The sequence below is a fragment of the Streptomyces sp. NPDC012508 genome, assembly GCF_042902595.1.
Classification (GTDB): Bacteria; Actinomycetota; Actinomycetes; order Streptomycetales; family Streptomycetaceae; genus Streptomyces.
Genome location: NZ_JBIBEO010000005.1, coordinates 21954 through 44299, shown reverse-complemented (window position 1 = coordinate 44299; position 22346 = coordinate 21954). Strand labels below are relative to the sequence as shown.

16 protein-coding genes are annotated in these 22346 nt (G+C 72.9%); 10 read left to right on the top strand and 6 right to left on the bottom strand.

The genetic code is table 11. The features are described from left to right. The first annotated feature begins 86 nt into the window (after positions 1-86). The 4 genes from ACFY8U_RS17740 (at position 87) to ACFY8U_RS17725 (ending at position 7667) form a co-directional block, all read left to right on the top strand. Positions 87-3734 carry an FHA domain-containing protein gene (locus ACFY8U_RS17740; protein ID WP_389571020.1) on the top strand — a complete coding sequence of 1216 codons (3648 nt, stop codon included), beginning with the start codon at positions 87-89 and terminating at the stop codon, positions 3732-3734. Between the two features lie 124 nt (positions 3735-3858). Continuing rightward, on the top strand, positions 3859-5232 hold the full coding sequence (locus ACFY8U_RS17735) for an ABC transporter substrate-binding protein (RefSeq protein WP_389571019.1): 1374 nt from the start codon (positions 3859-3861) through the stop codon (positions 5230-5232). 3 nt (positions 5233-5235) lie between these two features. Continuing rightward, positions 5236-6558, top strand: coding sequence for a carbohydrate ABC transporter permease (locus tag ACFY8U_RS17730; RefSeq protein ID WP_389571017.1), 1323 nt, complete (start codon positions 5236-5238; stop codon positions 6556-6558). Positions 6559-6797: 239 nt separating this feature from the next. Further along, the gene (locus tag ACFY8U_RS17725; protein WP_361603398.1) at positions 6798-7667 is read left to right on the top strand and encodes a carbohydrate ABC transporter permease; all 870 of its coding nucleotides are present in this window, start codon (positions 6798-6800) and stop codon (positions 7665-7667) included. A gap of 60 nt (positions 7668-7727) precedes the next feature. On the opposite strand, the gene ACFY8U_RS17720 is transcribed toward ACFY8U_RS17725, so the two are convergent. Both ACFY8U_RS17720 and ACFY8U_RS17715 read right to left on the bottom strand, forming a co-directional pair. After that, positions 7728-8219: a DUF488 family protein gene (locus tag ACFY8U_RS17720; protein ID WP_389571014.1), complete on the bottom strand. Its 492-nt coding sequence runs from the start codon at positions 8217-8219 to the stop codon at positions 7728-7730. Positions 8220-8283: 64 nt separating this feature from the next. Then, a complete protein-coding gene (locus ACFY8U_RS17715; protein ID WP_389572059.1) occupies positions 8284-8679 on the bottom strand; it encodes a RidA family protein in 396 nt (131 codons plus the stop codon). A 169-nt stretch (positions 8680-8848) separates the two neighbouring features. Between ACFY8U_RS17715 and ACFY8U_RS17710 the strand changes: the two genes are divergently transcribed. Further along, on the top strand, positions 8849-9823 hold the full coding sequence (locus tag ACFY8U_RS17710; RefSeq protein WP_389571011.1) for a helix-turn-helix transcriptional regulator: 975 nt from the start codon (positions 8849-8851) through the stop codon (positions 9821-9823). Positions 9824-9832: 9 nt separating this feature from the next. Here the strand turns inward: ACFY8U_RS17710 and ACFY8U_RS17705 are convergent, their stop codons facing one another. Further along, a complete protein-coding gene (locus tag ACFY8U_RS17705) occupies positions 9833-10438 on the bottom strand; it encodes a TetR/AcrR family transcriptional regulator (RefSeq protein WP_389571009.1) in 606 nt (201 codons plus the stop codon). A gap of 113 nt (positions 10439-10551) precedes the next feature. Between ACFY8U_RS17705 and ACFY8U_RS17700 the strand changes: the two genes are divergently transcribed. The 3 genes from ACFY8U_RS17700 to ACFY8U_RS17690 are packed head-to-tail and all read left to right on the top strand — an operon-like array spanning position 10552 to position 13873. Then, positions 10552-11490 carry an ABC transporter permease gene (locus ACFY8U_RS17700; RefSeq protein ID WP_389571007.1) on the top strand — a complete coding sequence of 313 codons (939 nt, stop codon included), beginning with the start codon at positions 10552-10554 and terminating at the stop codon, positions 11488-11490. A 7-nt stretch (positions 11491-11497) separates the two neighbouring features. Beyond that, positions 11498-12316, top strand: a complete 819-nt coding sequence (locus tag ACFY8U_RS17695; protein ID WP_389572056.1) for an ABC transporter ATP-binding protein — start codon at positions 11498-11500, stop codon at positions 12314-12316. Between the two features lie 45 nt (positions 12317-12361). After that, positions 12362-13873 (top strand): glycosyltransferase 87 family protein, encoded by a 1512-nt coding sequence (locus ACFY8U_RS17690; RefSeq protein WP_389571005.1) that lies wholly within the window; start codon positions 12362-12364, stop codon positions 13871-13873. Positions 13874-13937: 64 nt separating this feature from the next. On the opposite strand, the gene ACFY8U_RS17685 is transcribed toward ACFY8U_RS17690, so the two are convergent. Beyond that, positions 13938-18896, bottom strand: coding sequence for an NAD-glutamate dehydrogenase (locus tag ACFY8U_RS17685; RefSeq protein ID WP_389571002.1), 4959 nt, complete (start codon positions 18894-18896; stop codon positions 13938-13940). A 383-nt stretch (positions 18897-19279) separates the two neighbouring features. On the opposite strand from ACFY8U_RS17685, the gene ACFY8U_RS17680 reads away from it, so the two are divergent. Next, positions 19280-19834: a DJ-1/PfpI family protein gene (locus tag ACFY8U_RS17680; protein ID WP_361439386.1), complete on the top strand. Its 555-nt coding sequence runs from the start codon at positions 19280-19282 to the stop codon at positions 19832-19834. A 323-nt stretch (positions 19835-20157) separates the two neighbouring features. Here the strand turns inward: ACFY8U_RS17680 and ACFY8U_RS17675 are convergent, their stop codons facing one another. Both ACFY8U_RS17675 and ACFY8U_RS17670 read right to left on the bottom strand, forming a co-directional pair. Beyond that, on the bottom strand, positions 20158-20817 hold the full coding sequence (locus ACFY8U_RS17675; protein WP_389570999.1) for an HAD family hydrolase: 660 nt from the start codon (positions 20815-20817) through the stop codon (positions 20158-20160). A gap of 36 nt (positions 20818-20853) precedes the next feature. Further along, on the bottom strand, positions 20854-21360 hold the full coding sequence (locus ACFY8U_RS17670) for a DUF6912 family protein (protein WP_361603332.1): 507 nt from the start codon (positions 21358-21360) through the stop codon (positions 20854-20856). A 370-nt stretch (positions 21361-21730) separates the two neighbouring features. Here ACFY8U_RS17670 and ACFY8U_RS17665 point away from each other — a divergent pair, with 370 nt between their 5' ends. Beyond that, complete coding sequence (locus ACFY8U_RS17665; RefSeq protein WP_389572054.1) at positions 21731-22216, top strand: Rv3235 family protein; 486 nt, start codon at positions 21731-21733, stop codon at positions 22214-22216. The last annotated feature ends 130 nt before the right edge of the window (positions 22217-22346 follow it).

Here is a 22346-nt window from a genome sequence, read left to right as displayed (position 1 = left end):
ACCGGACGACGTGTCCGTGCCGGGTGGGGGAGGCACCGGGCGGTCCCCCTGCCGGGCACCACGCGCAGAAGGGACCGCTGACGGCGATGCAGATCCGGCTGACCGTCCTCGCGCCGCACGCCGGCCACGGCGCGGGGCGCGCCTGCGACGTGCTTGTCACCGCTCCGGCGGGGACGGCGCTGGCCGCCGTCGCCTCCGGTCTCGCGGCCGCCGTCTCCGGGCCCGACACCTCCCTCTCCGGTTCGACCGTGCTCTACGCGGGCCGGGAGCGGCTCGACGCGCGGCGCTGTTCGCTCGGCGAGCCCCCGCTGGTCGACGGCGCGGTGCTGACGCTCCAGGTCCCCGGCGAGGACGACCGGCCGGACGAGGCCACCTCGGCCCGGCTCCACGTGGTCGCGGGGCCCGACGCGGGCGGTGTGCACCTGCTGCACCGCGGCCCGGTCGGGATCGGTCGCTCCCTGGACGCGGACGTTCCGCTGGACGACCCCGACGTCTCCCGGGTGCACTGCACGGTCACGGTCGGGGACGACGGCCGCGTCACCGTCGCCGACCTCGGCTCCACGAACGGGACGACGCTGGACGGCGTGGCGGTCGGCGACCGCCCCGTCCGGCTGGCGCCCGGTGCGCTGCTGCGCCTCGGCGAGTCCGCCCTCCGCCTGACGGGCCCGGGCGACCCCGGTACGGACTCCCTGCCGACGACCCCGGACGGCGAGGGGCACCTGCGGGTGGATTTCGGGGCGGCGGGCGGGGCCGGACCGGAGGCCGTGTCCGGCTCCGAGCCGGGGCCTCCGCGTCAGACGACAGGTACGAGTACGCCCGGTCCGGGTACGGCTCTCGGCGGCAGCGCCTTCTCCGTCTCCGCAGACGCGACGCACGGAGGCTCGCCCGCACACGCGCGTGCCGAGGAGCCCGTGGACGGCGCGGTTTCGGGAGGCGAGGCGCACAGCAGGACCCGGCAGACCCCGCGCCAGGCCGCTCCCCCGCGCGGCAAGCGAGGGATAGGAGCATGGGCGCGCCGGTTCGCCGGTGCCAGGGAGGACCTGCCGGTCCCCGGCGCCGACCTCGGCGCGGACACCGACGCCGGGTTCGCCGGCGAGCGGGCCTCCGGTCCCCCGCCGAGCCCCGACACCTGGCCCGACCCGGCCGCCGTGCTGCTCACCGCGCTCGGCCCCGGCCCCCGGCTCTGGGAGCGCGGCCCGGACCACCCCGAGGCCCTCGTCGTCCGGCTCGGTACGACCGACCGCGCCGAACTGTCCGGGGTGCCGGTCACCGTCGGACTGCGCGAGGCCGGTTCCCTCGGGCTCGCGGGCCCTGGCGACCGCCTGGCCGGACTCGCCCGTTCCGTGGTGGCCCAGCTCGCCGCCCTGCACTCCCCCGCCGATCTGGAGATCGTGCTGATCAGCGCGGACCGGAGCCGTTCCCTGGAGGAGCGGCGGCGGGCCTGGGGCTGGCTGGGCTGGCTCCCGCATCTCCGCCCGGCGCACGGCCAGGACTGCCGTCTGCTCCTCGCGTACGACCGCGATCAGGCCCATGCCCGTACGGCGGAGCTCACCCGGCGGCTCGACGACGGCCCGCTCGGCCCCGGCTGGCCGAGCGCCGACCGCCCGGCGGTCGCGGAGGCGGCGGCGCGGTACGAGGGGCCGGTCACGGTCGTGATCGTGGACGGCGACCCCGGGTCGGCGGCGCTGCGCGAGACCACCGCGCGGCTCGCCGGGGCGGGGGCGGCCGCCGGTATCCATCTGGTCTGTCTGGCCGAGGCGCCTGCCGCGTCGCCGGTATCGCCGGTGGCGGCGACGTACGAGAGCGCGTGCGCGGCCTCCCTCGCCTTCCGTGAGTGCGGGGCGGTCGCCCTGCTGAGCGGTGACGTGGCGACGGCGCTGCGGCTGCTGCGTACGGCGGGGGGACGGGCCGCGGGTCACGGGACGGTCGGCGTGGTGGACGCGGTGTCGGTCGCCTGGGCGGAACGCTTCGGGCGGGCGGTCGCGCCGCTGCGCACGGACGCCCCCGCCACGCACGGGCGGACGGCGGCGACGGCGCTGCCCCGGTCCTCCCGGCTCCTCGACGAGCTGGGGCTCGCCCGGGCCACGCCCGCCTCGCTGCTGGCGCGGTGGGCGGCGGCGGGCGACGGGACGGCCGTCCTGGGCGCAGGGCCGCGCGGGCCGGTCTCGGTCGACCTCACGGAGGAGGGCCCCCATCTGCTGATCGAGGGGCCCGCGGGCAGTGGGCGCACGGAGCTGCTGCGCTCGATCGCGGCGTCCCTGGCGGCCGGGGGCCGCCCTGACCGGCTGGGGCTGCTGCTGGTCGACGGCGCGGGCGGTGAGCGCGGCGAGGGGCTCGCGGCGTGCACGGAGCTGCCGCACGTCACGGAGCACCTGGTCGCCTCGGACCCGGTACGGATGCGGGAGTTCGCCCAGGCGCTGGGCGCGGAGCTGAAGCGCCGGGCGGAGATCCTGGGCGACGGGCACTTCGCCGACCGCCAGGCGGCGGCGCGCATGATCGGCCAGCGCGGCCCGAGCGCGGCGGAGACGATGCCCCAGGGCGCCCGCGCGTCCTCCCGTATCCCCGAGGCCCGCGCCGCCGACGTCGCCGACCGCCCCAGCGGCAGGACGCTGCGTACGGGCGAGGGCCTGATCGGCGACCGCCCGGGCACGGACACCGGCAGCCGGGGCCCCGGGCCGGGCGCCGACGACCTCACGTACCACCCGAGTGGCCGGACGACCCGTACGGGCGCGGGCGCGGACGACCTCACGTACCGCCCGAGCGGCCGGACGACCCGCACAGGTGGGGACACCGACCACCGCACCTCCCGTACGGGCGCGGGCACGGACGACCGCGGCACCCGCCCGGGCGCCGACGACCTCACGTACCGCCCGAGCGGCCGGACGACCCGCACGGGTGGGGACACCGACCACCGCACCACCCGCACCGGCGCGGACGCCGACCACCGCACCACCCGCACGGGCGCCGACGACCTCACGTACCACCCCAGCGGCCGCACGGCCCGCGCCGGCGACGGCACCCTCGGCGACCGGCCCAGCAGCCGCACCCCCCGCCCCGGTGCCGACGACCTCGCCGACCGGGCCGGTGGACGCGTCCTCCGGCCCGCGGCGGCCGAGGAACCCGGCCAGTCGGCGGCCGGGCTCGTGCCGCGCCCCAGCAGGGAGCACGATCCGCGAGCGGGTGACGAGGCCGCCTCGCTGCCCCGGCTCGTCGTGCTCGTCGACGACTTCGACGCGCTCGTCGCGCCCGCGCTCGGGTCGCCCGGGCGGCCCGCCGCCGGGTCCGTCGTACGGGCTCTGGAAGCCGTGGCACGCGGCGGCGCGCGTCTCGGCGTCCACCTGGTCGCGACCTCCGCGCGCCCCGACCGGACGGCTGACACGGAGCTGGCCCACGGCCCCGGCGCCCGCCTGCGGATCGTGCTCGACGCGCCGCCCGTCGCGCCCGGGCCCGACGACCCCGCGCCCGGCCGGGGACGGCTCGGGCACCCGGACGGCCGCGTGACGCCGTTCCAGGCCGGCCGGGTCACCGGCCGCATCCCGCGCACGGCGACCCTGCGCCCGACCGTCGTCCCGCTGGAGTGGGAGCGGATGGGCGACCCGCCCACCCGCAGACCCGTCCGCGAACTCGGCAACGGCCCGACCGATCTGGCCCTCCTCGCCAGCGCCCTCGACCGCGCCGCACGCTCCCTCGACGCGACCCCCCTCTCCCCCCTCACGCCCGCGGCGCGATCCTGACGGAACGTCACGAGCGAATCACGATCACCCACTTGACACGGAAGGCGGTATTGCGGGGCCGGTGCCCCCGGCGTAGACCTGAGCGCACGGGACACGCACCGCGCACAGGAGAGACGGGGCAGAAATGCGTACAACTCTTCGTACACGCAGGGCCGCACCGACCGTCGCCACGGTCACCGCGCTCACCCTCGCACTCGCGCTCGCCGGCTGTGGCGGCGGCGAGGACAAGGGCGACGGCACCAAGGAACCCGGCCCACCGGCCGCGTCGAGCAGCTCCCTGAAGCTGCCCTCGCTCACGGGCGAGAAGATCGAGGTGGCCGCCGTCTGGACCGGCCCGGAGCAGGAGAACTTCACCAAGGTCCTGAAGGAGTTCGAGAAACGCACCGGCGCCACCGTCACCTTCGTGCCCGCCCAGGACCCGATCGTGAACTTCCTCGGCACGAAGATCGCCGGCGGCTCCCCGCCCGACATCGCGATGCTCCCCCAGGTCGGAGCGATCCAGCAGGCAGCCGCCCAGAAGTGGCTGAAGCCCGTCGGCCCGGACGCCAAGGAGCAGCTCGCCAAGAACTACTCCCAGGGCTGGCAGGACCTCGGCGCCGTGGACGGCACGCAGTACGGCGTGTACTTCAAGGCCGCCAACAAGTCCCTGATCTGGTACAACAACGCCGCCTTCGAGAACGCGGGCGCCACCGAGCCCAAGACGTGGAAGGAGTTCCTGACCACCGCGGAGACGATCTCGGCCTCCGGCGTCACTCCCGTCTCCGTCGGCGGCGCGGACGGCTGGACGCTCACCGACTGGTTCGAGAACATCTACCTCTCCCAGGCGGGCCCGGCCAAGTACGACCAGCTCGCCAAGCACGAGATCAAGTGGACGGACGTGTCCGTCACCCAGGCACTCACCACCCTCGGCGAGCTGTTCGGCAAGCCGGAACTGATCGCGGGCGGCGCGGCCGGCGCGCTGCAGACGGAGTTCCCCACCTCGGTCACCCAGACCTTCACCGGCGGCGACCAGCCCAAGGCGGCGATGGTCTTCGAGGGCGACTTCTCGGCCATCAACATCGCGCAGACGAGCGCGAAGATCGGTACGGACGCGAAGGTCTTCCCCTTCCCGGCGGTCGGCTCGGCGTCCCCGGTCGTCACCGGCGGCGACGCGGCGGTGGCCCTGAAGGACACCAAGGGGGCCCAGGCCCTGCTGACCTTCCTCGCCTCCCCCGACGCGGCCGCGATCTGGGCCGGCGCGGGCGGCTACCTCTCGCCGAACAAGAACCTGGACCTGGCGGCGTACCCGAACGAGGTCCAGCGGGAGATCGCCAAGGCGCTCCTGGAGTCCGGGGACGACTTCCGCTTCGACATGTCGGACCAGATGCCGCAGTCCTTCGGCGGCACGCCCGGCAAGGGCGAGTGGAAGGCGCTGCAGGATTTCCTGAAGAACCCGAAGGACGTCGCGGGGACCCAGGCGCGCCTGGAGGCCGACGCGGCCAAGGCGTACAAGAGCTGACGGGTGGCGTCCGCGTCCAGGGCCCCCAAGGCCCCCACGGTCACGGGCACGCGCAGGACCGTCGCGGCGGGGTTCCTCCTCCCCGCGCTGGTCCTGCTCGGCGCGCTCGTCGTCTACCCCATCGGGTACTCCGTCCAGCGTTCGTTCTTCGACAGGTCCGGGGACTCCTTCGCCGGACTCGACAACTACATCGCCCTCTTCACCGACGACACGATCCTCACCGCCGTCCGGAACAACGCGATCTGGGCGGTCGTCGCCCCGACCGTCGCGACCGCCCTCGGCCTGATCTTCGCGGTGCTCACCGAACGGGTGCGCTGGGGCACGGCGTTCAAGCTGATCGTCTTCATGCCCATGGCGATCTCGATGCTGGCCGCCGGGATCATCTTCCGGCTGGTGTACGAGCAGGATCCGGACCGGGGTGTCGCCAACGCCGTCTGGGTCGGCGTCCACGACACCTTCGCCGAGTCCTCGGGCTTCCCGCGGGCGCGCCCTCTGCCGGTCCACCCGCTGGAGGCGGCGGGCGGCGGCGCGTTCGTGACGAAGAGCCCGGTCCGTACGGGAGAGCCGGCGCTGCTCCCGCTGATCGGTGTCGCGCCGGCGCAGATGCCGAAGGACGCCCGCCCGGCGCACGAACCGGCGCCGTCGCGGGAGGGCGGGATCACCGGTACCGCGTGGCTGGACTTCACCAAGGGCGGCGGCGGGAAGCCGAACGCCGTGGACCCGAAGGAGGTCGGGCTCAAGGGGCTGCGGATCGAGGCCGTGAGGGACGGGACGGTGGTGGCCGCGACCCGGGCGGCGGCCGACGGCTCGTTCACGCTCCCCGCCTCCGCCGACGGCGCGGTCCTGCGGCTGCCCGCGAGCAACTTCCGCGAGCAGTACAACGGCGTGGAGTGGCTGGGCCCTTCGCTCGTCACCCCGGCGGTCATCGGCAGTTACGTGTGGATGTGGGCCGGGTTCGCGATGGTCCTGATCGCGGCCGGTCTGGCGAGCGTGCCGCGCGAACTCCTCGAAGCGGCCCGCGTCGACGGGGCGAACGAGTGGCAGGTGTTCCGCCGGATCACCGTCCCCCTGCTCGCGCCGGTCCTCGCCGTCGTCCTCGTCACCCTGATGATCAATGTGCTGAAGATCTTCGACCTGGTCTTCATCATCGCGCCGGGCTCGGCGCAGGACGACGCGAACGTACTGGCGCTCCAGCTGTACCGCTCGTCCTTCGGCACGGACGCGGATCTCGGGGTCGGCTCCGCCATCGCCGTCCTGCTGCTCCTGCTGGTGATCCCGGTGATGGCGTTCAACATCCGCCGGATGCGAAGGGAGGCCCGCAGGTGACGGCGACGAACGAGGACGACAAGGACGGCCCCGCGACACCGGGCGACGGCACTGCCGCCGCTCCGGGCGACAGCACTCCCGCCGCGTCGCGCGACAGTTCCGTACCGGGCCTCGGCCCTTCCGCGGCGTCGGGCTCCCCGGCGGGCTCCGCTCCGGGACCCCGGATCGGCTCCCCCCGGGGCTCCCGTGCCGGAGCGCCACCGGCCGCCGCCCCCCGGGACGGGTCTCGGCCGCTCCCCGTGCCCGGGGCCCGGCCGGTCGCCCCGCTCGGCTCCCGGCTGGCCGCGCGGGCCGCCGGAGGCGCGATGCGGGTCTTCCTGATCCTCGTCGGTCTCTTCTGGCTGATGCCGACGGTCGGGCTGCTGCTCTCCTCGCTCCGCGGCCCCACCGACATCAGCGAGAGCGGCTGGTGGCAGGTCTTCACCTCCCCGGCCCAGCTGACCGTCGACAACTACTCCGCCCTCCTCTCCAACGAGACGATCACCCGTTCCCTCGTCTCCACGATCCAGATCACCGTCCCGGCCACGCTCCTGGTCCTGGTCATCGGCTCGCTCGCCGGATACGCCTTCGCCTGGCTGGAGTTCCCCGGCCGCGACTGGTGGTTCCTGGTGGTCGTCGGGCTGCTCGTGGTGCCGGTGCAGGTCGCACTCGTGCCCGTCTCGAAGCTCTTCGGCGCGATCGGCGTCTTCGAGACGACGCTCGGGGTCGTCCTCTTCCACACCGCGTTCGGACTCCCCTTCGCGATCTTCCTGCTACGGAACTTCTTCGCGGAGATCCCGAAGGAGCTGCTGGAGGCGGCCCGGCTGGACGGGGCGGGCGAGATCCGGCTCTTCACCCGGGTGGTCCTGCCGCTGGGCGGGCCGGCCATCGCCTCGCTCGGCATCTTCCAGTTCCTCTGGGTGTGGAACGACATGCTGATCGCGCTGATCTTCGCGGACTCCGAGTCGCCGCCGATCACGGTGGCGCTGCAGCAGCAGGTGCGGCAGTTCGGGAACAACATCGACGTGCTCGCGCCGGGCGCGTTCCTGTCGATGGTGATCCCGCTGGCTGTCTTCTTCGCCTTCCAGCGGCAGTTCGTCACGGGCGTGATGGCGGGGGCGGTGAAGTAGCGGCGACGCGAGCGGCGGTACGGGCCCTGCGGCGTGGCCGGACCCGTACCGCGCCGTACGTCACAACGGGCGCAGGTGCTCGATCGTGACGTGGTGCCGCTCGGCCAGCCGCCGGGCGATCAGCGAGCGGTGACAGGCCTCGGGGTCACGCTCGACACAGAGCAGCGCCGCCCTCCCCCGCCCCGGCAGCCCCGACACGACCGGCGCGAGGTCGGCGCGGTCGAGGATCTCGGCGGTGTAGCGGCGGGTGTACTCGGCGGCGAGTTCGCGGCGCGAGCGCTTGCCGACTCCCTGGCGGTCGTCCTCGGCGTACTGGAGTTGGCGCAACTCGGTCGTGGGGGCGAGCTCAGGGTGGTGCTCGTAGGCGATCCCGGCCCGGGCGAGGGCAGCCTGCAGGCGGCGCGAGTTCGCCCAGGCGTACTCGGGCCCGCGGACACCCCGGCGCTGGCGCACGTCGAGCAGCAGCCGCACGTCCGCGTCCCGCAGGCGTTGCAGGAAGGACGCGCCGTCGAAGCCATAGACGCCGATCGTCACCATTCCGAGCACGGACATCACCCACCCGCCTCCCACTCTCGTCCTCGCTCCGACCGGCCGCGTCCCCGGCGGCGAGGTGGCGTCACGCGACGGCGGTCCCCTCGAGTTCGACCAGCAGATCGGGGATCGCGAGCCGAGTCACCCCGAGCATGGTGGTGGGCGGTGCCACCCCGGCGGCGCCCAGCCGCGACGCCAGCACGCCGTAGTGCGCGAAGAGCCGGTCGACGTCGGTGGTGTAGACGTTGAGCCGGACGAGGTTCGCGAGGGACATGCCGGCCTCTCCGAGCACCGCCTCCAGGTTGTCGAGGCTCAGCGCCAGCTGCGCCGCCATGTCACCGGCGTGCTCGGGCTTGCCGTCGCCGTTCATCGCGGTCTGCCCGGCGCAGTACAGGGTCCGGGTCTGCCCGGAGACGACCTCGCCCTGGTTGTACCCCAGCTCCACCGACCACGCCCACGGGTTGACCGCCGTTCGCTCCATCGCCACCACAGCTCCGTTCGATTCGTCGACCTTGCATGCGTACGTCCCACGGCGTACGTCCCACCGGCGTACGCCCCACGGCTCGGCAGCCGGCGGCTCCCTCGTCGTGTTCACCAGCCTCGCAGCGAACCACGACACCCTCTGTCATGTATTTCTGTAGGGTCGCCGTATGCGCGCCGACCGGTTGGTCTCGCTGGTACTGCTGCTGCGACAGCACGGCCGGCTGTCCGCGACCGCGCTCGCCCGCGAGCTGGAGGTGTCCACGCGCACCGTGCTGCGCGACATCGAGGCGCTGTCGGTGGCCGGTGTCCCGGTCTACGCCGAACGCGGCCGGCACGGCGGTTTCGCGCTGTTGCCCGGCTTCCGGACCGAGCTCACCGGGCTGAACCACGACGAGGCCCTCGCCCTGCTGGTCGCCGGATCACGGCGCGGCGCGCAGGCGTTCGGCCTGGGCTCGGCGCTCGCCTCGGCGATGCTCAAGGTGGTCGACGCGCTGCCCGAGAGCTATCGGGACACCGCGGCCGGCGCCGCGGGGCGCTTGCTCATCGATCCGGAGACCGACCTCCTCTCGCGCCCGCTGTTCGCCGAGGAGGTGCCCGACACCGTGACGGCCGAGATCCTGCGCGCGGTGTTCGCCGGACACAAGCTGCGCATCCACTACGCGGCGGTGGACCAGCCCCCGAAGTGGCGCACGGTGGACCCGATCGGCCTGGTCACCGTCCGGGACCGGGGCTACCTGCTGGCCACGAGGTCCGGCGCGGACCGCACCTACCGGCTGTCCCGGGTCCTGGCCGCCGAGGAACTGGCCGAACCCGCTCAGCGACCGGACCGGGTCGATCTGGACCGGGCCTGGCAGGAACGCGGCACGCGCTTCCGGGCCGGCGGCGACCAGGTCGCCGTGCAGGTACGGGTGGACCCGGCGCGGCGGGAGGACCTGGTGGGCACCGCGCTGGCCGTCCTCGCCGAGGAGACCGACGCGGACGGCCGGCTGCGCCTCGAAGTGACCTTCCAGGATCCGAGGCATGCCGAATGGGCACTGTGGCAGCTCGCGCCGGACGCCGAGGCGCTGGCCCCGGAGTGGCTGCGCACCTCGCTGCGCGACCGCGCCGCCGCGATCGCCACGCGGTACGGGGCGACCCCCTGAGGGCCGGCCCTACGCCGTGAGGGCCGCCACCGCCGAGCGCGCGAGGTCGTCGACGTACCCCTTCGGCAGTTCGCCGCGCACCACCACGAGTCGCCAGTAGAGCGGCCCGACGATCAGGTCGAGGGCGCGCTCCGGGTCCGTTCCGTCCGGCAGTTCGCCGCGTGCCACGGCCTCGCGGACGATCTGCGCGACGACGCCCTGCTGGCCGTCGAGCAGGGCAGCCTTGATCGCGTCGGCGATCTCCGGCTGCCTGGCGGCCTCCACCAGCAGGTCCGGGATGACCTGGGAGGCCACGGGGTGGCGCAGGGCGTGCGAGCCGACCTCGAGGAGCGCGCGCACGTCCCCGTACAGCGAACCGGTCGACGGCGCCGGCAGCCCCTGGGTGGCGAACGCGCCGAGCAGGTCGAGGACGAGGGAGAGCTTCGACTTCCAGCGGCGGTAGACGGCGGTCTTGCCGACGCCCGCGCGGCGCGCGATGCCCTCGATGGACATCCGGGCGAAACCGACGGTGGCCAGCTCCTCGAAGACGGCGGCGCGGATGGCCTCGGTCACGTCCTCCCTGAGCACGGCGGCTCCCGCGGGGGCGCGGCGGGGGGATCCGGGGCGTGTCGTCATGGGCGGATCCTAACCAACCTGCACCCGGACGTCACGACGAAACGGTTGCGTTGCGACGTCTCCACGTCCTACTCTCCCCGTAGCGACGATACGGACCCGTTCCGTCGTCAGCGATGCCCCGCCCCCTCGTCGAAAGCGACCTCGTGACCACCGAGACGCTCCCGAAACCCGACTCCCGGGCCCCGCAGGACCTGCGCGCGCTCGCCCAGCGCCACGGCCTGACAGTCAGCGGCGCCCGCCCGGCCCTCCCCGCGTACGTCCGACAGCTCTGGTCGCGCCGCGCCTTCATCTCCGCCTTCGCGACCGCCCGGCTCACGGCGCAGTACAGCCATGCGAAGCTCGGCCAGCTCTGGCAGGTGATGACCCCGCTGCTCAACGCGGCGGTCTACTACCTGATCTTCGGCATCCTGATGAACGTCCAGGAGGGCATCCCGGACTACGTCCCGTTCCTGATCACCGGCGTCTTCGTCTGGACCTTCACCTCCCAGTCGATCATGACCGGCACCCGGGCCGTCAGCGGGAACCTGGGGCTCGTCCGCGCCCTGCACTTCCCCCGCGCGAGCCTCCCGCTCGCCCTGGCGCTGCAACAGCTCCAGCAACTGGTGCTCTCGCTCGCCGCACTGGTCGGGATCCTGTTCTGCTTCGGCGAGTTCCCCCGCCCGAGCTGGCTGCTCGCCGTGCCCGCGCTGTTCCTCCAGGCGCTCTTCAACGCCGGGGTCGCGCTCGTCATGGCCCGGCTCGCCGCCCGCACCCCGGACATCGCGCAGCTGATGCCGTTCCTCCTCCGCACCTGGATGTACGCCTCCGGGGTCATGTGGTCCCTCGACCATCTGGCGCGGAGCGGCCGGATCCCCGACCTGGCGATCACGGTCCTGCAGTGCAATCCGGCGAGCGTCTACATCGACCTGATGCGCTTCGCGCTGATCGAGAGCTTCACCGCCGACCGTCTGCCCCCGCACGTCTGGGCGCTCGGCGCCGGCTGGGCACTGGTGGCCTTCGTGGGCGGATTCATCTACTTCTGGAAGGCAGAGGAGACGTACGGCCGTGGCTGAGCAGACCCTGACGACGAGCCCGACGAGGACCCCGACGACCCCGACCTCGGCGGCATCGCGGCCCGAGCGCACCCCCACCGTCGTCGCCGACGGCGTCCACATCACGTACACCGTCAACGGCGCCCGTACCGGCAGGGGCGGCGCCACCGCCGCGCTCAACCGGATCTTCACCCGCCGCGCCACTCCCGGCGCCCGCAAGGTGCACGCGGTCAAGGGCGTCAGCTTCGCCGCGTACCGAGGTGAGGCGATCGGCCTGATCGGTTCGAACGGGTCGGGGAAGTCCACCCTCCTGAAGGCCGTCGCGGGCCTGCTGCCCGTCGATCAGGGCAGGATCTACACCCGCGGCCAGCCCTCCCTCCTCGGGGTGAACGCGGCCCTGATGAACGACCTGACCGGTGAGCGCAACGTGATCCTGGGCGGGCTCGCGATGGGCATGACGCGCGCGGAGGTCGACGCCCGCTACGACGACATCGTGGACTTCTCCGGGATCAACGAGAAGGGCGACTTCATCTCGCTGCCCATGCGGACGTACTCCTCCGGCATGGGCGCCCGCCTCCGCTTCTCCATCGCGGCGGCCAAGAGCCACGACGTGCTGCTGATCGACGAGGCGCTGTCCACGGGCGACGCCCGGTTCCGCCGCCGCAGCCAGGAGCGGATCAACGAGCTACGCGCCGAGGCGGGCACCGTCTTCCTGGTCTCGCACTCCAACTCCACGATCACGCAGACCTGCGACCGGGCGCTGTGGCTGGAGGCGGGCACGCTGCGGATGGACGGTCCGGCGAAGGAGGTGGTGGCGGCATACGAGGCGTTCACCAAGAAGGGCTGACAAAACACCTGATATCCACCCAATCGGCAATAGAGTGCGGTTTCGATGACGACGCATCGCAACCGCACCCCGCCGCCCCCTCCCGACCCGGACTCCGGCCCGGACGCCGCACGGGGGACAGGCCCGCACGCCTCACCGTCCTCAGACCCCGGCACCGCACCCGGCTCCGGCGCGGGGGCTGACCCCGGGCCCGGCGCGGGGGCTGACCCCGGGCCCGGCGCGGGCACGGGCACGGACACAGGCACCAAGGCCACCTGCGCCCCGCCGCCCACCGCCCTCACCAGCTCCCCCTTCGACTCGGACACCTTCACCTCGGCCACCTTCGTCCAGGTCGGCCGCGGCCCCGCCCTCTCCCTCACCGTCGTCTGGACCCTCACCCGGGCCGGCATGCTCCTGCTCCTGCTGCGCGACAGCCTGGGCGTCGGCGGGGTCGGCCGCGAGGTGTACGTCCTCTACCAGCACTGGTACCGGCAGTTCGGCCACGGCACCTTCCCCGTGAACGACGTCACCTGGCAGTACCCGCCCGGTGCCGGCCTGGTGATCATGTCGCCCGGCGCGCTGCCCTGGCTCACGTACTTCCAGGCCTTCGTCGCCCTCACGCTCCTCGCCGACGCCGCCGTCACCCTCGCCCTCGCCCGCGCCGACAGCAGGCGCGTCACCCACGGGGCCTGGGTCTGGGTCTGCGGACTGCCGCTGCTCCTGCACATCCCGCTGGCCCGCTACGACGTCCAGGTCACCGCCCTCGCCGTCCTGGCGCTGCTCGCCCTGACCTCGCGCACGCCCGCCGTCCCCCGCCTCGGCGGCATGCTCGGCGGCGTACTCGCCGGGCTCGGCGCACTCGTCAAGGTGTGGCCGGTTCTCGCCCTGATCGGCACCCCCCGGGGCCGTACCACCCGCGACGCCTGGATCGCTGCCGCCGCCACGGCCGCCACGCTCCTCGCGACCCTCGCCCTCTTCTTCTCGCACTCGCTCGGCTTCCTGCGCCAGCAGGGCAGCAGGGGCGTCCAGATCGAGTCGCTGGGCGGCACGGCGCTCGCGCTCGCGCAGTGGGCCGGTGCCTGGCCGGGCACGGCCCAGTACCGCTACGGCGCCTTCGAGTACGTCGGCCCGTACGTCTCCAGCGTCGGCCGGCTCGCGCTGCTCCTGACCGTCCTCGCCTTCGTCTGGGTGCTGGTGTGGCGGCTGCGGGCGCGTACCTGGACCGAGGCGACCCCGCTGGACGCGGCGCTCGCCGCCGTCCTGCTCTTCACCGTCACGAGCCGGGTGATCAGCCCTCAGTACATGATCTGGCTGCTCGGCCTCGCCGCCGTCTGTCTGACCTCCCGCCGGACCGTGATGCGCCCGGTGGCGCTCATGCTTCTGCCCGCGGCCGGGCTGAGCTCGCTCGCGTACCCGGTCCTCTACGACGAGGTGGTGGCCGGCTCCTTGCCCGGCGTGGCGGTCATGGTGGTCCGCAACGGGCTGCTGCTCGCGTGCGCGCTCCTTGCCGCGCGCCGCCTGTGGACCTCGACGACGCGGCCGGAGCCCCCGCCACCGGCCTCGCAGCCGCGGGAATGACGAGCGGAAGGGCCCCGCCGGACGACCGGCGGGGCCCTTCACACGTACGTCCTGCCGACGACGCCTAGCTGTGCGCGCGCAGCAGCTGACGCATCGTCCGCATCGCCACCGACAGGTTCGCCAGGTCGAACGTCTCCGAGCCCTGGATCTCCTCCAGGGTGGTGCGCGCCCGGCCGAGGATCGCCGCGTTCTTCTGCTCCCAGGCCTTGAACCGCTCCTCCGGCGTCGAGGTCCCGTTGCCCGCCGCGAGCACGTCGGCCGTGAGGGCGGCGTGGGCGGCGAACAGGTCCTCGCGGATGGAGGCGCGGGCCATCGACTGCCACCGGTCGGCGCGCGGCAGCTCGATGATGCGGTCCATGAGCTGGGTGATCCGCAGCCGGTCGGCCAGGTCGTAGTAGACCTCGGCGACCGCCATCGCGTCCTTGGCCGTGCGGTCCGCGATCGCGACGATGTCGAGCGTCGGGAAGGCGGAGGAGAAGCCGGCGACCCGCAGGGCGAGCTCCTCCGGCACGCCCATGGAGGTCAGCTCCTCCAGGATCGACTGGTACCACTCCAGGTCCGCGCCGCGCAGCAGCTGCGGCAGCTCGCCCCAGACCTCCTCCACGCGCTCACCGAAGAACTCGATCGTCTCGGCGAGCTGGAGCGGCTGCGGCCGGTTGCCGAGCAGCCAGCGCGTACCGCGCTCGACCAGCCGGCGGGAGTGCAGCCGCATCCGGGTCTGGATCTCGGCCGGAACCTGGTTGTCGAGCGCCTCCACGGCGTCCCAGACCTCGCCGAGCCGGAAGATGGCGCGGGCGGCGGTCTGCGCGCGGACGATCTCCTCGATCGACGCCCCGGTCTCCTCGCGGAGGCGGTGCAGGAAGGTCGAGCCTCCGGTGTTGACGGTGTCGTTGACCAGGACCGTGGTGACGATCTCGCGGCGCAGCGGGTGGTTGTCCACCGCGTCCGCGAACTTCTCGCGCAGCTGCGTCGGGAAGTACGCGTGGAGCAGCCCGCGCAGGTACGGGTCGTCCGGCAGCTCGGTGCCGATCAGCTCGTCGGCCACCGTGATCTTGGTGTACGCGAGGAGGACGGCGATCTCCGGCTGGCTCAGGCCCTTGCCGGTGTTGAGCAGCTCGCGGATCTGCCGGTCGTTGGGCAGGAACTCCAGCGAGCGGTCCAGGGCGCCGTCGCGGCCCAGGCGGCGCATGAAGCGCTGGTGGGCGTGGAGCAGGGACGGCGACTGGGCGACCGCGTTGGCCAGGGCGACGTTCTGCGCGTAGTTGTTGCGCAGGACGAGCGCGCCGACCTCGTCGGTCATCTCGGCGAGGATCTTGTTGCGCTGCTTCACGGTCATGTCGCCGTCGGTGACGAGCCCGTTGAGCAGGATCTTGATGTTGACCTCGTGGTCGGAGGTGTCCACGCCGGCACTGTTGTCGATGGCGTCGGTGTTGACCTTGCCGCCCTCGCCCTCGGGGCCGCCCTTGCGGGCGAACTCGATGCGGCCGAGCTGGGTCAGACCGAGGTTGCCGCCCTCGCCGACGACCTTGACCCGCAGGGCCTCGCCGTTGACGCGGATGGCGTCGTTCGCCTTGTCGCCGACGTCCGCGTTCGACTCGGTGGACGCCTTGACGTACGTACCGATGCCGCCGTTCCACAGCAGGTCGACGGGCGAGTGGAGGATCGCCTGCATCAGCTCGGCCGGGGTCATCTTGCTGATGCCGGCCTCGATGCCGAGGGCCGCGCGCATCTGCGCGTTGACCGGGATCGACTTCGCGGTACGGGGGTGGATGCCACCGCCCGCGGAGAGCAGCTCGGTGTTGTAGTCGGCCCAGGAGCTGCGGGGCAGCTCGAAGAGGCGGCGCCGCTCGGCGTACGAGACGGCCGCGTCCGGGGTCGGGTCGATGAAGATGTGGCGGTGGTCGAAGGCCGCGACGAGGCGGATGTGCTCGGAGAGCAGCATGCCGTTGCCGAAGACGTCGCCGGACATGTCGCCGACGCCGACGACGGTGAAGTCCTCGGTCTGCGTGTCGTGGCCGAGTTCGCGGAAGTGCCGCTTGACGGACTCCCAGGCGCCGCGGGCGGTGATGCCCATGCCCTTGTGGTCGTAGCCGGCCGAGCCGCCCGAGGCGAAGGCGTCGCCGAGCCAGAAGCCGTAGGAGACCGCGACCTCGTTGGCGATGTCGGAGAAGGTCGCGGTGCCCTTGTCGGCGGCGACGACGAGGTAGGTGTCGTCCTCGTCGTGACGGACGACGTCGGCCGGCGGGACGACCTCGCCCGCGACCAGGTTGTCGGTGATGTCGAGCAGCGCCGAGATGAAGGTCTTGTAGCTGGCGATGCCCTCGGCCAGCCAGGCGTCGCGGTCCACGGACGGGTCCGGGAGCTGCTTGGCGACGAAGCCGCCCTTGGCGCCGACGGGCACGATGACGGTGTTCTTCACCATCTGCGCCTTGACCAGGCCGAGGATCTCGGTACGGAAGTCCTCGCGGCGGTCGGACCAGCGCAGGCCACCTCGGGCGACCTTGCCGAACCGCAGGTGGACGCCCTCGACACGCGGGGAGTACACCCAGATCTCGTACGCCGGGCGGGGCGCGGGGAGGTCGGGGATGGCCTGCGGGTCGAACTTCATCGACACGTAGGAGTGCGGGTTCCCGTCCGCCGCGTTCTGGAAGAAGTTCGTCCGCAGGGTCGCCTTGATGACGGTCAGGAAGGAGCGCAGGATGCGGTCCTCGTCCAGGCTCGCGACCTGGTCCAGGGCGGCGTCCAGCTCTTCGAGGAGCGCGTCGGTCAGCTCGACTCCGGCGCGCTGGCGCTCCGGCGACATCCGGGCCTCGAAGAGCGAGACGAGCAGCCGGGTGGTGTGGACGTTGTTGCGGAGGGTGTCCTCCATGTAGTCCTGGCTGAACATCGCGCCGGCCTGGCGCAGGTACTTCGCGTAGGCGCGCAGGACCATGGCCTGGCGCCAGGTCAGCCCGGCGCTGAGCACCAGCGAGTTGAAGCCGTCGTTCTCGGCCTCGCCGGTCCAGGTCGCGGCGAACGCCTCCTGGAACCGCTCACGGGCGTCGTCGCTGAACGAGGCGCCGTTGGCGGTCGGGGCGGGCATGCGCATACCGAAGTCGTAGACCCACGCGTGCGTGCGGTCGGAGCAGCGCAGCTCGTACGGACGCTCGTCGATGACCTCGACCCCGAGCCGGTTGAGCACCGGCAGCACGGCGGAGAGGGAGATCTGGTCACCGGACTTGTAGATCTTGAAGCGTCGCTCGCCGGGACGGGCGCCGACGGGCTCGTACAGCGAGAGCGCGAACTCCTTGCCGGAGTGCCTCAGCTGCTCCAGGTGGACCAGGTCGGCCACGGCGGCGCGCGGCGAGTGGTCGGCCTTGTAGCCCTCGGGGAAGGCGTTGCCGTACTTGCGCAGCAGCTCGGCCGCGCGCTCCTCGCCGGTCTCGGCGTTGAGCGCCTCGGCGAAGCCGTCGGCCCAGGAGCGGGCGGCCTCGACGAGCCGGGCCTCGATGCGCTCCCGGTCGGCGTCGGTGAGGTGGGTCAGCTCGGTGCCGGGGGCGACGCGGACGACGAAGTGCAGCCGGGTGAGCACCGACTCGGTGCTCATCAGCGTGAAGTCGACGCTGGTGCCCTGGAGCTCTTCCTTGAGGATGTCGGTCAGACGCTCACGGACCGTCGTGTTGAAACGGTCGCGCGGGAGGTAGACGAGGGCCGAGTAGAACCGGCCGTACTCCTCCTGGCGCAGGTAGAGCCGCAGCCGGCGCCGCTCCTGGAGGTACAGGACGCTGGTGACGATCTCGCGCAGCTCGTCGGGCGGGGTCTGGAAGAGCTCGTCGCGGGGGTACGTCTCCAGGATCTGGAGCAGGTCACGGCCGTCGTGGCTGTTCGGCGAGAAACCGGCACCGTCCAGGACCTCCTGGACCTTGCGGCTGATGACCGGAACCCGACGGACGGACTCGGTGTACGCGGCCGAGGAGAACAGGCCCAGGAAGCGCCGCTCACCCACCACGTTGCCGTCGGCGTCGAACTTCTTCACGCCCACGTAGTCGAGGTACGAGGGGCGGTGCACGGTGGAGCGGCTGTTGGCCTTGGTGAGGATCAGCAGCTTGTGCTCACGCGCCTTGGCGCGGGCGTCGGCGGGCAGCCGGCTGAAGGAGGACGAGACGGGGTGGGCGTGGTGGTCGTCGTCGCCGCCGTGCTGCGGGTCGGAGCGCAGGACGCCGAGGCCGGTGCCCGGGACGGCGGCCAGCGCGTCCCCGTTGACCAGCTCGTACTCGCGGTAGCCGAGGAAGGTGAAGTGGTCGGCGGCGAGCCAGCGCAGCAGCTCGCGGGCCTCTTCGACCTCGGTGGGACGCAGATCGTCGGCGGTGGGCTCGTCGGGGAGGTTCTCGGCGATGCGCAGCGCGGCGTCGCGCATCTTCTCCCAGTCCTCGACGGTCTCGCGGACGTCGGAGAGGACGCGCAGCAGGTCGGTGGTGATCTGCTTGAGGTCGGCGCGGTCGGTCTCACGGTCGATCTCGACGTGGATCCAGGACTCGATGAGCGCGTCGTGGGGCAGGTCGCCCTTGGGCTCGTTGGTCAGGACCTCGATGAGCTTGCCGGTCAGGTCACGGCGGACGAGGACCTGCGGGTGGATCACGACGTGGATGCCGCGGCCCTGGCGGGACAGCTCGTTCGTCACGGAGTCGACGAGGAAGGGCATGTCGTCGGTGACGACCTCGACGACGGAGTGGCTGCAGGTCCAGCCGTTCTCCTCGACCGTCGGCGTGTGGACGCGGACGTTCGCGGTGCCCTGGGGGCGGTTCTCCGCGAGCCGGTAGTGCGAGAGAGCGGCGCCGAAGACGTCCACCGGGTCTCGGTCGGTGAGGTCCTCGGGCGCGGTGTGCAGGTAGTAGCGCTGGAGGTAGTCGAGCACGGTGTCCCCGTCCGGGCGCTTCCCGTTCTCGGGCCCCGTCGGAAGTTGCCCCCCGACCGGGCCGGTCTCAGCTACCCGGGCGGCCCGTGCGAGCAGCTCGGCCTTGGCTTCGTCCAGCTTGGTCTGCATGTCCTCTGGCTCCTGTCGCGCGCCGTTGCGTGACGTCGGTGGAAGAAAGGACACAACGCCACGACGCGGTGTTACCGGTCGGAGTCGACGTTATGCCGCGATGAGAGATGTCCGAGCCGTTATCGGCCATTTCTGGCGCCGCGCTCAGGACGGGAGAATCGGCGAACGCCATGTCCGCCCGGACGCCGTGGCGCTCCGGGCGATGGCCGGGGGCTTCGCTGCCCCCTCGGCGTATCGCGCTGATCACGGGAAAAGCCTATCGCTCCCGCCCCCCCGATCGTCATGGTCCGTATGTGTACAAAAGAGGGGGTGGAAGTTTGACGTTATGGACAGCGACACAGTGTCCTGGGGCAGGGAGCCGAGACCGAGATCCGGGAGTCGCCATGGCAAAGATCTTGATCGTGACCGGGGACGCGGCGGAGTCGCTGGAGGTCATGTACCCCTACCAGCGGCTTCTGGAGGAGGGGTACGAGGTCCATATCGCGGCGCCGGCCCGCAAGCAGCTCCGCTTCGTCGTCCACGACTTCGAGCCGGGCTACGACACGTACACCGAGAAGCCGGGCTACAGCTGGCCCGCGGACCTGGCGTTCTCGGAGGTGGACCCGGGCGACTACGTGGCCGTGGTGATCCCGGGCGGCCGCGCTCCGGAGTACCTGCGCAACGACCCGGAGCTCCGCAAGATCCTGAAGTCCTTCTTCGACGCGGACAAGCCGGTGGCCCAGATCTGCCACGGCCCCCTCCTGACGGCGGCGATCGGCGGCCTGGAGGGCCGCAGAGTCACCTCGTACCCCGCGCTGGAACTGGACATGCAGGCAGCGGGCGCCACGTTCCAGGACACGGAGGCGGTGGTGGACGGCACTCTGATCTCCTCCCGGGCCTGGCCGGACCACCCGGCCTGGATGCGGGAGTTTTTGAAGGTCCTGCGCACGACGACGTGACCTGGAGGCCCCGGCGGCCAGACACTCACGACGAGCCGCACAGCCCGCCGGAGGGAGGGGGCGTCCGCCCACCGCCCCGTAGCCGGACGTGGTGATGCTCCGGGGCGCTTCGGGTTGGGCCCGGGGCGTACGCCCACCGCCCCGTAGCCGGACGTGGTCGCGTACGCCCACCGCCCTGCAGCCGCCGACGGCGCCCGCCACCTGAGGGGGCTCGCGGTCGACGTCTCGGTGGTACGGGTGGTGCGGGTGGGGACCCCAGCCCGGCCGGAGGCCGGGCGCACGCCCCGGTCGGGCGCCGCCCCCGCCCCGCCACCCCCCGCCGCTCAGATCAGCTCCTCCGCCACGGCGACCGCCTCCGCCAGCGAGTCCACGACCGGCACCCCGACCGCCGCCAGCGACGCCCGGCTGTGCGAGCCACCCGTGTACAGAACCGCCCGCGCCCCCACATGCGCCGCCGCCCGCGCGTCGTCGGCGGCATCACCGATGACGACCACCCGCTCGGCGGGCACACCGACGAGCGCCTCCAGGTGACGCACCATGTGCGCCGACTTCCCCTCCGTCGAGGACCCGATCCGCCCGTCCACCCGCACGAACCGCGGCTCGATCCCGTGCCTCCGCACCAGCGGTACCAGCTCCGCGTGCGGCGCCAGCGAGAGCAGCGACTGCGTGAACCCCGACTCCTGACGCGCGGCCAGCAGCTCCGCCGCCCCGGCCGTCAGCACGCACGCCTCGGCCCGCTGCCAGTAGTGCCGGTGGAAGGCGCCGTCCATCAGCGCCCACTCGGCCTCGGTGGGCAGCCGCCCCATGAGCCGCTCGTAGAACTTCGGCACCGGCACCGTGTACAGGTCCCGGTACCGCGCGAGCGTGATCGGCTCGAGCCCGAGCTCGGCGAAGGCCGCGTTCGTCGCGCCGATGACCGCCTCGATGTCGTCGAGCAGCGTGCCGTTCCAGTCCCAGACCAGGTGCTTCCCGTGCTTCCCCATGCGAAGACGGTACCGGGCCGCACCGACAGGGGACCCTCAGCCCAGCAGCCCCGGAATCTCCTGCACCCCGAACCACAGCAGCTCGTGATCCTCCGCCCCGTCCACCGTGAACTGCGCGTCGTCGTCGCCCTGGTCCGCGGCGCCCAGCGCGTCCGCCGCCGCCGAGACGTCCGCCTCCGCGTCGTCCGCGTCGGCGTGCACGGCGGCCGCCTTGGCCAGCGGTACGGGGCCGGCGATACGGACCTCGCCCAGCGAACCGGCGTCCAGCCCCCGGTCCGGGTCCACGACCGCGTCCTTGTCCGGTACGTCGACGGCGACGACGATCCGGCGCCGCGCGGCCGAGGGGTCTCCGGCGAGCTGCCGCAGCGACGCGGCCGCGGCCCGGCTCAGCGCCGCGTACTCGAGCTCCTCGATGTCGTCCGAGACGTACCACTCGCGCAGCACGGGGGTCACGGCGTAGGCGGTCAGCGGGCCGGGGCCCAGCTCGCCCGCCTTGTGCGCCTGTGCGAGACCGGGGAGGGTCAGGGGGACGTACACGCGCATGGCTGGCCGCTTTCGTAGTCGGAAACGCCCTCAGGATACGTGCGGAGTCCCCCTTCGGGGTGCTCAGGAGGCCGTCTCGTCGGTCCACCCGAGGGATCCCCGCGCCCCGCTCCGGCAGACCCGGAGAGCCGCTCCGTCACTCTGATAGGTGAACCTGCCGAACGGCCGCCCGGGCGCCCCCGCCGCCTTGCGAGGCCGCGAACCGCCCCCGTACAAGATCCCCAACAGAAGTTACCGCTCGGTAGAACGCCGGGCGCGAGGGAACGGGGACGGACCACCGATGGACATCACCACGACGACGCGCACGCCCGGAGCCACGCCCGACACCACTCCGGACGCCGGGCGCCGCTCCGCCCCGACCGCCACCCCCATGGCAACCACCCGCCCCCGGACCCCACGCCCCCGCTCCGCTCCACGCGGCCCCGCCGGCACCCGCCCGCGCGGCTCGGCCGGAACCCGCCCAGGAGCGGCGTCCCCGCCCGTCCGTACGGCCCCGCGCGTCATCCCCACCCATGCCCACTTCGCCGAGCGCCTGCTGCTCGTCCTGAGCGGTCAGCGGCCCGTCCACTGGATGCTGGGCCAGACCGTGGGAGAGGCGTACGAGCAGCTGGTCCAGCTCGCTCCGGCGACCCCCTTCGGGGGTCCCGGCATCCGCCCCGTACTCCGCAGCTGCCGCGCCCAGCCCGCCCGGGGTGCCCTGGGCGCCCTGGAGGCGTTCGCCAGCATCGCCACGGACCGGGGCGTACGCGCCATGGCCTTCCGGCTGGAGCTCGGCGCCGATCGCCGCTGGCGCTGCGCCGCCGTCGAGCTGGACGGCCTCCACGCGCGCGTGCCCTCCCAGCCGGCCCGACGATGAGCACCGGGGTCACCGGCACCGGGGTCGTGAGCACCGCGGTCGTGAGCATCAGGGTCGTGGGCACCGCGGCCGTGAGCACCAGGGGCGTGGGCACCGCGGTCGTGAGCACCGGGCCCATGACGAAGGGGCC